Here is a 12,355-nt window from a genome sequence, read left to right as displayed (position 1 = left end):
GCCTACAGGTTGCGGTACACGTCCCGCCGGTCGCCCACCTTGACGACGAGGATGACGAGTTCGCCATCGTTGATCTGGTAGGCGACCCGGTAGCTTCCGACCCGCAGCCGGTAGAGCCCCGACGGGCCGGTGAGCTTCTTGATGTCGGCGTCCTCGCGATACGGGTCGTCACCGAGTGCGGTCAACGCGGTCAGGATGCGCATGGCGTCAAGCAGACTGATGGCCCGGAGCTGCCGCTGCGCCGCCGTGGTGAACCGGAACGCGTACTTCACGCGGCGCCTTCACCGCGCTCGGTGAACAGATCTGCCAGCAGCTCGGCCATGGTCACGGTGGGGCCGTTCTCGGCCAGGACCCCTTCGGCCTCTCGGGCCAACATGACGTCGGCCGCCTCTTCCAGGGCTTCGAAATCCGCGATCGGGACCACGGCCGCCACCGGAGTGCCGTTGCGAGTGATGACCGTCGGGGTGCCTTCCTCGGCCAGGTTGATGCGCTCCGCGAGATGGGCGCGGGCTTCCCGTATGGTCACGGTGTCCTCGGTCATGACGCCAGTGTACGCGTATGCGTGTACACGCGGTCGGGGTGAGCCGCGTTCGTGGGACATCCTCGACGGGATCGCCTGGAGCGTGGCGTAATGCGGCGGTAGGGGCAGGTTCCGTGAATTGATTGGTGGGCCGGGAACGGGCTGCCAATCAACCTCGCGACCAGTGGACTTGAGAAGCACAGGAGGTGGTGTCCCACGTTCCTCACAGGGGAGGGAACGTGGGACACCCGGGCGGGCTGACGGCATGGGTGCCACGGGTGCCGGTGCCGGGGACGGTGTCCGACGGGTGGGAGGCATCCTGTGGATCGGGCCGCTCGGCGAGTTCGGCGGCGTCGTCTTCGTAGGGGAGGGGAAGCCGAATGGGGCGCCCTGAGAGTCCGTTGGATCCGGAGGCCGGGCCGGTCGAACGGTTTGCCTCCGAGTTGCGTGAGCTGAGGCGTCAGTCCGGTGGGACGACCTACCGGGCCATGGCGGCGAGCGCCGGCTACACGGCGGCGACGCTGTCGGAGGCGGCGGCCGGGGAGCGGCTTCCGTCCCTGCCGGTGGCGCTGGCGTATGTGCGGGCCTGCGGCGGGGACGCCGACGACTGGGAGCGGCGCTGGCAGCGGGCCGCCGAGGACGAGGCCGGGCAGCCGCCCGAGGCCGACGGGAGCGCGGCGCCGTACCGGGGGCTGGCCCGGTTCGAGCCCGGGGACAGCGGCTTCTTCTTCGGCCGGGACCAGCTGGTGGCCGACCTGGCGGAACTGGTGCTGGACAGCCGGTTCGTGGCTGTCGTGGGCACCTCCGGGAGCGGGAAGTCGTCGCTGCTGCGGGCCGGGCTGATACCGGTGCTGCGCGGCGGTGACCGGCCGGGGGAGCGTCCGGCGGCCATCCGGATCCTCACCCCGGGCGCGCGCCCGGCGCACACGCACGCCCGCGCGCTGGCCCCCGTGGACGGCGCCGGGGACACCTGGGTCGTGGTGGACCAGTTCGAGGAGGTCTTCACCCTCTGCCGGGACCCCGCCGAGCGTGGCCGCTTCATCGAACTGCTGCTCGCCGCCGTCCGGCCGGACAGCCGGCTGCGCGTGGTGATCGCCGTGCGCGCGGACTTCTACGGCCGCTGCGGCGAACACCGTGAACTCGCCGCCGCCCTGCGCGGCGCCGGTCTGCTCGTCGGCCCGATGAGCGTGGACGAACTGCGGGAGGCCATCGTCAAGCCCGCCGCGGCCGAGGGGCTGGTCGTCGAGCGGGCCCTGACCGCGCGGATCATCGCGGACGTCGCCGACCAGCCCGGCGGGCTGCCGCTGATGTCCCACGCGTTGATGGAGACCTGGCGCCGCCGCCGCGGCGGGGCGCTGACCGTCAAGGGGTACGAGGCCGTCGGCGGTGTGCACGGCGCGATCGCCCGTACCGCGGAGGAGTGCTACAGCCGGCTCTCCGCGCACGAGGCGGTACTGGCCCGCCAGGTGATGCTGCGGCTGATCGCCCCGGGTGAGGGGACCGACGACACCAGCCGCCCCGCCCGCCGCGCCGAACTCGCCGCCGGCTCGGCCACCGACGCCGCCGCCGTGCTCGACCGGCTGGCCGGCGCCCGTCTGATCACCCTCGACGACGACACCGTCGACCTCGCCCACGAGGCGCTGATAACCGCCTGGCCCCGGCTGCGTGACTGGATCGAACGCGACCGCGACCTGCTGCGCCGGCACCGGCTCCTCACCGAGGCCGCCACCGCCTGGAACCAGTTCGACCGCGACACCGGCGTTCTGTACAGGGGAGCCCGGCTGACGGCAGCCGCCGAAGCCTTCCCCGCGCCGGCCGATCGCGGTCCTGATCCCGATCCGCTGACGCCGTTGGAGCGGTCCTTCCTCGCGGCGAGCCTCGACGCCCGCCGGCACGAACAGCACCAGGCCACCCGTAACAGCCGCCGCCTGCGTGCCCTGACCACGGCGCTGACGATCCTCGTCGCCCTCGCGACCGTCGCGGGCCTGACCGCCTGGAGCCAGAACACGACCAGCACCCGGCAGCATCTCCAGGCCGAGGCCCGCCGTATCGCCGCGATGGCGGACAGCATCCGTTCCTCCGACCCGAGGACGGCCATGCGGCTCAGCACGGCGGCCTACGGGCTCGCCGACCTGCCCGACAGCCGCGCGGCCCTCCTCGACTCGTTCGCCCAGACCGAGCAGGACCGGTTCGACCCCGGGCAGGGGTCGGCTTCCTCGACCGGCGAGGGCGACAGCGCGGAGGCCCGGTTGCTGAGCCGCGACGGACGCGTCCTGACCAAGGTCACGGAGAACCGTGTCGAACGCTGGAACACCTCCACAGGGCGGCGGACCGGCTCGTTCCCCGGCCCGGGACACCTGGAGTACCCCGGCGTCCAGGGCATCAGCCCCGACGGAAGCACCCTCATGATCTGGACGGAGGGCGGGCTGAGGCTGTGGGACATCGACGCCGGCCGGCGGGTAGGCGCCCGCATCGGCTCGGCCGACGACGCGGGCGACCGCACGGCCGGTTCGTTCGTCACCGGTACGCGCGTACTCCTCTCCCGCTCCGACCCCGCGCAGAATCGCGTCCGGTTCCGTGTCTGGGACACCGCGCTCGGCCGGACGGTCTTCGAGCACGACCTCAGGGGCGAGTCGAGCGCCGACAGCGTCGCCAGCCCCGACGGACGGCTGCTGGCGATCTGCCGGCGCCTCGAACCGGTGCAGGTGTGGGACACCGTCGAACGGCGGAGGCTGCCTGTTCCCTGGGCCGCCGCGAACCGGGATCTCTGCCCGACCCGCGCGTCCGAGCTCGGTCCGGCGGCCGGTGATCCCTACGAGGGCCGACTGCTGTTCACCCCGGACAGCCGGGCTCTCGCCGTCGTGGGCGACTTCCCGGACGGCTCCGGGGTGCGGGCCTGGGACCTGGCGTCGGGAAAGCAGCGGACGAGGATCGAACACTCCGTGCCGAGGGACGCCGGTGCCCGAATGACGTTCAGCGCGGACGGCGGGTTCGTCGCGCTGGCGAGCGGTGACGAGATCCTGCTGTGGCGCACCGCCGACCCGGACGTCCCCGTGTTCCGGCACTCGCCGAGCTCCACCGGCTCCTACGACCTGGAGGGGACCTCGGCACTCAGGGTGGACCTGGCCCAGCGCAGGCTCCGGTACCTGGAGGTGCGCGGATGGGAGCGCAGGACCGCGGTGGCGTCCCTCGCCCTCGACGAGGCACTGGACTCCGCCTACCCGGTCGGCCCGGTCCGGGCGGCCACCTACAGCCCGGACGGCCGGATCCTCGCCGCCGTACGGCGTCTTGACGGCGCGACCCGCTTCCAGCTCCTGGACGCGGCGACCGCCGAGGTCCTGGCCGACCTGCCCAACCCGCAGATGTTCTGCCTGCCGGACCCCAACTGCGAGAACCACACCGCGTTCAGCGCCGACGGAGGGACTTTCGCCTACGGCGCCAAACCGCCCGCCGGCCGCTATGCCCGGATCACCTTCTACGTCTGGGACACCCGCGCCCGGCGCCAGATCGCCTCGCTGGTCCTTCCGTCGGACGTCGAGGGCGTCGGGCTCAGCCCGGACGGGAAGACCCTGCTGGCTTCCAGGCCCCAGGCAAGCGGAACGATCGAACTGTGGGACGTCCGGAGCCGGACCAGGACCAGGGTGCTCCGCGGTGTGCGGGACGTCCCGGTCGTCAGGCCCGACGGACGCCTGCTGGCCACATCGGGCGGCGGCTATGTGGAGCTGCCCTCCGGCAGGGTGACCCACCGCAACGCCTCGGATCCGCTGTCCGCCGTCGTCTTCAGCTCCGACGGACGCTATCTCGCCGTGGGCGGCAGAGGCGGGGTCACGGTCTGGGACGGCGGTGCGCGACGGCGCCTGGCGAACCTGCCCGCCGTACCCGACGGTTCGGCACAGCCGTCGGGCAGCGACGGCGACGGGCTCGGTGACGCGCTCGACGGCGAACAGTTCGTCACGACGGTGGCCTTCTCACCGGACTCCCGGTATCTCGCCGTGGGCACCGCCGGCGGAACACTGCAGATCTGGCAGACGGAGGCTCCTCACCTCCAGGCCATGATGTTCCCCTCCCTGGGCGGTCGCGTGCAGTCCGTGGCCTTCAGCCCCGACGGCGGCACCCTGTACGCCGCGAGCACACACCGCCGCTCCCGTTCCTACGACCTCGGCCTCGGACACGTCGCCGCCACGGTGTGCGAACGGGCGGGTGGCGGACTGTCGCGCGCCGACTGGAAGAGCTATCTGCCCGACGTGCCCTACCGCGACGTGTGCTGACCCCCAGGACCGCGAACCGGCTCGCCGACGCGCTCTCCGGCAGTGCCCGGAACCCTGCCCGAACCCTGTCCGGGCACTGCCCGAACCCTGCCGCCAGAGCCTCTCCTGAGCAGGTCGGACAACGTATGAGCGCACCTGGGGGGCGGTTTGCGGCCCCCCGGGGATGCCCCCTCGGGAAACTTCGTGAAGTTCTTCACAAGGAATTCGGTCCTGTTGGGCGACGAACATGGCCCGGAGGGCCCTATCGGGGGCTCACCTGGGGCGGGAGCATGCTCGGGGGAGCGTTTCGGCGGTGTTTCCCGGGGGTGCGCCCGGAGGCTGGTCCAGTCACTCCGACGACCCGGAAGGGCAGTTCACGCGGCATTGACATCGGGGCGTACCGCCCGCTGGTACCTCTCCCGCGGCACGGCCCCGGCCAGACGGGGCGCGCAGTGTAGCAGAGGGGCCGCATAAGCTTGTGAAGGGGCGCACGAGCGACCCCCCTGGAGCGGGTGGATACTCGATGGCATGAGCACCACGGAGCGTCCCAGGATCCTCGTAGTAGGCGGTGGGTACGTAGGCCTGTACGCAGCTCGGCGCATTCTCAAGAAGATGCGCTACGGCGAGGCGACCGTCACGGTCGTCGACCCCCGGTCGTACATGACCTACCAGCCCTTCCTCCCCGAAACCGCCGCCGGCAGCATTTCGCCGCGCCACGTCGTCGTACCGCTGCGACGTGTGCTGCCCAAGGCGGAAGTTCTCACCGGTCGGGTCACCACCATCGACCAGGACCGCAAGGTCGCCACGATCGCCCCCCTCGTGGGTGAGGCGTACGAGCTGCCTTTCGACTACCTCGTCATCGCCATGGGCGCGGTCTCCCGCACCTTCCCGATCCCCGGCCTCGCCGAACAGGGCATCGGTATGAAGGGCATCGAGGAGGCCATCGGCCTGCGGAACCACGTCCTGGAGCAGCTGGACAAGGCTGAGTCCACGACCGACGAGGAGATCCGCCGCAAGGCGCTCACCTTCGTCTTCGTCGGCGGTGGCTTCGCGGGTGCGGAGACCATCGGCGAGGTCGAGGACATGGCGCGCGACGCGGCGAAGTACTACCCCAGCGTGTCCCGCGAGGACATGCGGTTCGTGCTCGTCGACGCCGCCGACAAGATCCTTCCCGAGGTCGGCCCGAAGCTGGGCCAGTACGGCAAGGAGCACCTGGAGAGCCGCGGGGTCGAGATCTACCTTTCGACGTCGATGGACTCGTGTGTGGACGGCCACGTCGTCCTGAAGAACGGCCTTGAGGTCGACTCCAACACCATCGTGTGGACCGCGGGAGTCAAGCCCAACCCGGTCCTGTCGCGGTTCGGCCTCCCGCTGGGCCCGCGCGGTCACGTCGACGCGCAGCCGACCCTCCAGGTCACGGGTACGGACTACATCTGGGCCGCGGGCGACAACGCCCAGGTGCCGGACGTGGCCGCCCGCAAGGCCGGCGTGGAGAACGCCTGGTGCCCGCCGAACGCGCAGCACGCGCTGCGGCAGGCGAAGGTGCTCGGCGACAACGTGGTCTCCGGTATGCGGGGCTTCCCGCAGAAGGAGTACGCGCACTCCAACAAGGGCGCTGTCGCGGGTCTCGGCCTGCACAAGGGCGTCGCGATGATCGTCATGGGCAAGCTCAAGATCACGCTCAAGGGTCGGCTGGCGTGGTACATGCACCGCGGCTACCACGGTCTGGCGATGCCGACGTGGAACCGGAAGATCCGGGTGTTCGCGGACTGGACGCTGGCGATGTTCCTGAAGCGTGAGGTTGTGGCGCTGGGGGCGTTGGAGACTCCTCGTGAGGAGTTCTACGAGGCTGCCAAGCCGGCGCCGGTCGCTGCCGCGAAGAAGGCGGAGGAGAAGGTCGAGGAGAAGACAGAGGCCAAGGCCTCCTGACCTCCTTCCTTAGACCTCCGGTCACTGAAACACCCCTGAAGGGGCCGCTCGCCATCCGTGGTGCGAGGGGCCCCTTCAGGCGTTTCCTCGCCCCCGCCGCCCCTACCCGTCCCGTCCTGTCCCTGGGGGCTGCGCCCCCAGACCCCCGCTGTCGGCCCTGAAGGGGCCTCGTCCTCAAGCGCCGGACGGGCTGGAGTGCCTGGGGTTGGGCTGGAGGAGTAGTGGGGCGGGTGGGAGGTGTGGCTCGGGCTGGACGGGCTTCGTTCTCGAACGTCGGACGGGTTGGAGTGCCTGGGGTTGGGTTGAAGGAGTAGTGGGGCGGGTGGGAGGTGTGGCTCGGGCTGGACGGGCTTCGTTCTCGAACGTCGGACGGGTTGGAGTGCCTGGGGTTGGGTTGAAGGAGTAGTGGGGCGGGTGGGAGGTGTGGCTCGGGCTGGACGGGCTTCGTTCTCGAACGTCGGACGGGCTGGAGTCGGGGTGGGTGGGTCGGTGGGGTGGGCTTTTGCTCAGTTGTGATCAACCCTGGGGACTGCGAGCCCTGGCTGTTGGTGTTTTCGTTGGTGTTGGACATTCCCGGTGATGTCGTCACGGAGGTGTGCGTCATGCCCGAAGCCGCGCCGCGGCTCCAGAACTTCGCCGAACAGTTGCTGGGGGCCCCGCTCCCGATGCGTATCCGCGCCTGGGACGGTTCGCAGGCCGGCCCGCCCGGTGCCCCCGCACTGGTCGTCCGCAACCGTCGCGCCCTGCGCCGGCTGCTGTGGAAACCCGGCGAACTGGGGCTCGCCCGGGCCTGGGTCGCGGGCGACCTGGACATCGAGGGGGACTTCTACGCCGCCCTCGATCACCTGTCCGGGCTGGTCTGGGACCGGGGCGAGGACGCCCGGAGTCTCACCGAGGCGCTGCGTGAACCCGAGGTGCGGGCCGCGGTGCGCGGGCTCGTACGGATGGCCGGGCTCCCCATCCCTCCCGCACCGCCCCGTGAAGAGGTCCCGCGCCGGCGTCGGCGCCTCCACACCAAGCGCACCGACAAGCGCGCCGTCAGCCACCACTACGACGTCGGCAACGACTTCTACGAGGTCGTCCTCGGCCCGTCCATGGTGTACTCCTGCGCCTACTGGGAAGAGCCCGGCGTGGCCCCCGGCGAAGCCCCGGGCGGCGCCACCGGTCTCGAAGGCGCCCAGCGCGACAAGCTGGAACTCGTCTGCCGAAAGCTCGCCCTGGCGCCGGGTCTGCGGCTTCTGGAAGTCGGCTGCGGCTGGGGCTCCCTCGCCATCCGCGCCGCCCGTGAGCACGGCGTGCAGGTCGTCGGCATCACCCTCTCGCAGGAGCAGGCCGCGTACGCCCGTAAGCGCGTCGCGGAGGAAGGGCTCGCGGACCGGGTCGAGATCCGGGTGCAGGACTACCGGGACGTCACCGACGGGCCCTTCGACGCCGTCTCCTCCGTGGGGATGGCCGAGCATGTGGGGAGCGAGCAGTATCTGGCGTACGCGCGCGATCTGTACGCCCTGCTCAAGCCGGGCGGCCGGCTGCTCAACCACCAGATCGCCCGTCGGCCGCACACCGACGAGAGCGCGTACAGCCTCGACGGGTTCATCGACGCCTACGTCTTCCCGGACGGCGAACTCGCGCCCGTCGGCACCACCGTCACCCAGCTCGAACGGGCCGGGTTCGAGGTGCGTGACGTCGAGTCGATCCGGGAGCACTACGCCCTCACCCTGAGGCAGTGGGTGGCCAACCTGGAGGCCGACTGGGCGCGCGCCCGGCAGCTCACCAGCCCGGGGCGGGCCCGCGTCTGGCGGCTGTACATGGCCGCCTCCGCCCTCGCCTTCGAACACAACCGGCTCGGCGTCAACCAGGTCCTCGCCGTGCGCACCTCCGGCTCCGGCGCATCCGGGATGCCCTTGCGGGCCCGTACCTGGAACTGAGGTCAGCGAGAAGGGAGTCGGGCTCCGCCGAAGTATCGGCGGAGCCCGACTCCCTGACGAATCGCGCCGTCGGCCGCTACTCCGACTTGATCGCCGCCAGCATGTTCAGGCCGGCCGCGCGGCGGGCCGGCCACAGGGCGGCCAGGACGCCCACCGTGGCGGCGAGGAGCAGGAACAGCGCCATCCTGGCCCAGGGCAGGACGAGTTCGTACGTCGGCATGCTCGTGCCCAGCAGTTCGCCGGCCGCCCAGCCGAAGAACACGCCCAGGCCGATGCCCAGGACACCGCCGAACAGGGAGATGACCAGGGACTCCAGGCGGACCATCCGCTTGATGCCCTTGCGGTCGAGGCCGATCGCGCGGAGCATGCCGATCTCCTGGGAGCGTTCGAAGACCGACATGGCCAGGGTGTTGATGACCCCGAGGACCGCGACCAGGACCGCCATGGCCAGTAGGCCGTAGAGCATGTTCAGGATCAGCGTGAACATCCGCGCGATCTCGTTGGAGAGGTCCTTCTTGTCCTGGATCTTGATGGCCGGGTTGGAGCCCAGGGCCTTCTCCAGCCCGTCCTTCGTCGCGCTCGTCGCACCGGCGGAGGTCTTCACCATGACCTGTCTGTCGGCGTGGTCGGCCGAGTCCGTCCGGTGCGGGGCCAGCAGTGCGTTGTCGAGCAGGACGCCGCTCATCACCTCGTTGCCCTCGTAGACGCCCGCCACGGTCAGCCGCTGCTTCCGCCCGTCCTCGTAGGCGACGGTGAAGGCCGAACCGGCCTTCCAGCCACGGGACTTGGCCGTCCGGTCGTCCACGACCACCTGGGTGCCGCCGACCTTGAACGTGCCGTCGTCCATCGTCAGCCTCGTCAGCCCGCCGATCGTGGCGCCGGTGACGCCGGTCATGTACTCCGTCGAGCCGTCGATGCTGACGGGGGCGTCGCTCAGGGGGCTGACGGCGGTCACGCCGGGCGTCCTCGTCAGCTTCTCGGCGACGTCGGGGGAGAGGCCGTTGCCGTTGGCCATCGAGACGATGTAGTCGGCCCTGATCGAGTCCGTGGCCATCTTGTCGATCGACTTCTGGAGGCTGCCCGCCATCACCGTCATGCCCGTGATGAGGGTGAGACCGATCATCAGCGCGGAGGCGGTGGCGGCCGTACGACGGGGGTTGCGGACCGAGTTCTGCCGGGCCAGCTTCCCGGAGACGCCGAACACGCGCATGAGCGGGGCGGCGGCGGCGATCAGCGGGCGGGAGAGAAGGGGCGTGAGGATGAAGACGCCGATGATGAGGAGGACCGCGCCGATGCCCATGGGGGCCTGGCCGTCCGAGCCGCTCATCGTCGTGGCCGCGAGGACCACGGCGACGCCGGCGCCCGAGAAGAGCGCGCCCAGCGTGTTGCGCAGCACCAGCGACTTGGTGGTCGCGGTCGCGTGGACGCTGCTCATGGCGGCCACCGGGGGGATCTTCGCGGCCCGGCGGCCGGGCAGCCACGCCGCCAGCATGGTGATGAGGATGCCGACCGCCAGGGCCGCGCCGACCGTGCCGGGTGTGACGATCAGCGGCCCGTCGGGCACGGTCGCGCCGAGCGTGCCCAGCAGTGCCTTCAGCCCGGCCCCGATGCCGATGCCCGTGACCAGCCCGGTCACCGCCGCCACCGCGCCGACCACGAACGCCTCGATCAGCACGGACCGCGTGACCTGCCGACGCGAGGCGCCGACCGCCCGCATCAGCGCCAGTTCCTTGGTGCGCTGGGCGACCAGCATGGTGAAGGTGTTGGCGATGATGAACGTACCGACGAACAGCGCGATGCCCGCGAAGACCAGCAGGCCCTGCTTCAGGCCGCTCATCCCGGAGGCGATGGTCCGCGCCTGGTCGTCGGCGAGCCGGGTGCGTGTCGTGGTCTCCACGGCGCCCTGCGGCAGGGCCTTGTCCAGCGCCGCCTTGAGCGTGGCCTGGCTCGTCCCGGCCGTCGCCCTGACGTCGATCTCGTCGTACGTGCCCGTCTTGCCGAACAGCCGCTGCGCGGTCGCCGTGTCGAAGAGGGCGAGGCTGCCGCCGGCCGCCACATTGCCGTCGTCCGTGGTGAAGATGCCGGAGACGGTGGGGGAGAGCACCGGGCCGTCCACCGACAGGCGCACGGTGTCGCCGACCTGGTATCCGGCCCGCTCGGCGGTCTTCGCGTCGAGGGCGACCTGGCCGGCGCCCTGGGGCGCGGCGCCGTCCGTCAGCGGGTACCGGGCGTCCTTGTCGCCCCAGTAGTTCCCGCCCTGTGACTGGAATCCTTCGCCGATGAGCTTGCCGTCCTTGTCGGCGATGGCCGTGAAACCGTTCACGACACCGATGACGGACGCGGCGCCCGGAACCCTCGCGCTCTCGTCGAGCAGGGCCTGCGTCAGCTCCGGGGGCTTGCCGACCGCGTCGCCCGCGGTGTCCCCGGCGCCCGGCCGCACGGCGACGTCGACCTGGTCGAAGCCCTTGGCGGAGCTGTTCTGGAGGGCGTTCGAGAGGGTGTTGGTGAAGACCAGGGTCCCGGACACGAAGGCGACGCCGAGCATCACGGCGAGCACGGTCATCAGGAGTCTGGCCTTGTGCGCGAGTACGTTGCGCAGGGCTGTACGGAACATGGGGTGTCGTCTCAGTCCGTCGTCGTGAGGCGTGGAGTCGGTTCAGGGAGGCGGGAGCCGGCGGAGCGTCAGCTGGTGCGGACGGTCCTGGTGTCGAGCCGCTTCATACGGTCGAGGACGCCGTCCGCCGTCGGGCCGTACAGCTCGTCCACGATCCTGCCGTCCGCGAGGAAGACCACCCGGTCCGCGTACGCCGCCGCCACCGGGTCGTGGGTGACCATCACGACCGTCTGCCCCAGCTCCCGTACGGAGTTGCGCAGGAAGCCCAGTACCTCGGCGCCGGCGCGGGAGTCGAGGTTCCCGGTCGGTTCGTCGCCGAAGATGATGTCGGGGCGGGAGGCCAGGGCGCGGGCCACGGCGACGCGCTGCTGCTGGCCGCCGGAGAGCTGGGACGGGCGGTGGCGGAGCCGGTCGGCGAGGCCGATCATCGAGATCACCGAATCCAGCCACTCCTTGTCCGGCCTGCGGCCCGCGATGTCCATCGGGAGGGTGATGTTCTCCAGGGCGGTCAGCGTCGGCAGCAGGTTGAACGCCTGGAAGATGAAGCCGATCTTGTCCCGGCGGAGCTTGGTGAGCTGCTTGTCCTTGAGCGAGCCCAGCTCGGTGTCGCCGATGCGCACGGAGCCGGACGAGAAGGAGTCCAGGCCCGCCACACAGTGCATCAGCGTGGACTTGCCGGAGCCGGACGGGCCCATGATCGCGGTGAACTCGGCCTGCCTGAAGTCGACGGAGACCCGGTCGAGGGCGACGACCTGTGTCTCTCCCTGTCCGTAGACCTTGGACAGTTCCGTGGCGCGGGCGGCCACCGCGGTGGTGGTCCGGTCGGCGAGGGGGGTGGTCGTCACGGGTGGGGCTCCTGTCGGGACAGCGGTGCGCGGCGATGGGCCAGAGATGTGCTGGACCGGGATTCGAGGTCAGAACCCCGTGAACCCATCGTCATGGCCCGAGGCCGCCGTGTAGTCAGCCGTTGTTCCGGTTCCGAAGGCAGACCCGGGACGGACCCGGGGCGCCCGTGTCATACCTGGGGATGACGGTCGTCCCCTGGGACCTCCGGACGCGGTCATGGCAAGAACAGGTGGAGCCCCCTTGTTCGAACGGTGAAATTCCGTCATTCCGCATG

7 protein-coding genes are annotated in these 12,355 nt (G+C 70.9%); 3 read left to right on the top strand and 4 right to left on the bottom strand.

The genetic code is table 11. The features are described 5' to 3' along the window. Positions 1-2 precede the first annotated feature (2 nt). Together OG595_RS16420 and OG595_RS16415 are read right to left on the bottom strand one after the other, a co-directional pair. Positions 3-272 (bottom strand): type II toxin-antitoxin system RelE family toxin, encoded by a 270-nt coding sequence (locus tag OG595_RS16420; RefSeq protein WP_329272762.1) that lies wholly within the window; start codon positions 270-272, stop codon positions 3-5. Beyond that, positions 269-541, bottom strand: a complete 273-nt coding sequence (locus tag OG595_RS16415) for a type II toxin-antitoxin system Phd/YefM family antitoxin (protein WP_329272759.1) — start codon at positions 539-541, stop codon at positions 269-271. Before OG595_RS16415 ends, OG595_RS16420 begins: the two co-directional genes overlap by 4 nt. Before the next feature lie 359 nt (positions 542-900). Between OG595_RS16415 and OG595_RS16410 the strand changes: the two genes are divergently transcribed. From OG595_RS16410 to OG595_RS16400, 3 genes are all read left to right on the top strand, one after another. Further along, complete coding sequence (locus OG595_RS16410; protein WP_329272757.1) at positions 901-4,788, top strand: nSTAND1 domain-containing NTPase; 3,888 nt, start codon at positions 901-903, stop codon at positions 4,786-4,788. Positions 4,789-5,295: 507 nt separating this feature from the next. Continuing rightward, a complete protein-coding gene (locus OG595_RS16405; RefSeq protein ID WP_329272756.1) occupies positions 5,296-6,696 on the top strand; it encodes an NAD(P)/FAD-dependent oxidoreductase in 1,401 nt (466 codons plus the stop codon). A gap of 602 nt (positions 6,697-7,298) precedes the next feature. After that, complete coding sequence (locus OG595_RS16400; protein WP_329272754.1) at positions 7,299-8,621, top strand: cyclopropane-fatty-acyl-phospholipid synthase family protein; 1,323 nt, start codon at positions 7,299-7,301, stop codon at positions 8,619-8,621. 76 nt (positions 8,622-8,697) lie between these two features. Here the strand turns inward: OG595_RS16400 and OG595_RS16395 are convergent, their stop codons facing one another. After that, positions 8,698-11,235: an ABC transporter permease gene (locus OG595_RS16395; RefSeq protein ID WP_329272751.1), complete on the bottom strand. Its 2,538-nt coding sequence runs from the start codon at positions 11,233-11,235 to the stop codon at positions 8,698-8,700. A gap of 68 nt (positions 11,236-11,303) precedes the next feature. Next, positions 11,304-12,080 (bottom strand): ABC transporter ATP-binding protein, encoded by a 777-nt coding sequence (locus tag OG595_RS16390; RefSeq protein ID WP_329272748.1) that lies wholly within the window; start codon positions 12,078-12,080, stop codon positions 11,304-11,306. Positions 12,081-12,355: the final 275 nt, after the last annotated feature.

Origin of the sequence: Streptomyces sp. NBC_01451, assembly GCF_036227485.1 — a bacterium.
Taxonomy (GTDB): Bacteria; Actinomycetota; Actinomycetes; order Streptomycetales; family Streptomycetaceae; genus Streptomyces.
Note: the sequence above shows the minus strand (reverse complement) of the source record. Positions and strands in the feature narration are given on the sequence as shown.